1 protein-coding gene is annotated in these 385 nt (G+C 68.6%); it reads left to right on the top strand.

The features are described from left to right. On the top strand, window positions 1–385 hold a 385-nt coding region (locus tag LPA54_RS41775; protein WP_228985562.1), incomplete at both ends, for an LLM class flavin-dependent oxidoreductase.

Genomic DNA, 385 nt, shown 5'->3' with positions numbered 1-385 from the left:
CAAGCTCACCGTGCACCCGCAGCGCGAGCACATCCCGCTGTACATCGCCGCGATCGGCCCGAAGAACCTCGAGCAGACCGGTGAGATCGCCGACGGCGCCCTGCTGATCTTCCCGTCCGCCGACCACCTGGAGGACACCGCCGTCCGCCATCTGCGCGCGGGCCGCGAGAAGGCCGGCAAGACCCTCGAAGGTTTCGACATCTGCCCGACCGTCCCGCTCGCCGTGGGAGACGACAAGGACGTGGCCACACTCGCCGACACCTTCCGCCCCTACACGGCGCTGTACGTCGGCGGCATGGGCAGCCGCAAGCAGAACTTCTACAACCAGCTCGCCCAGCGGATGGGCTACGAGCGGGAGGCCGCCGAGGCGTTCGTACAGGTACAC

Origin of the sequence: Streptomyces sp. DH12, assembly GCF_020873895.1 — a bacterium.
GTDB lineage: Bacteria > Actinomycetota > Actinomycetes > Streptomycetales > Streptomycetaceae > Streptomyces.
The sequence above is the reverse complement of the archived record's forward strand: the minus strand, read 5'-3'. Positions and strand labels throughout refer to the sequence as shown.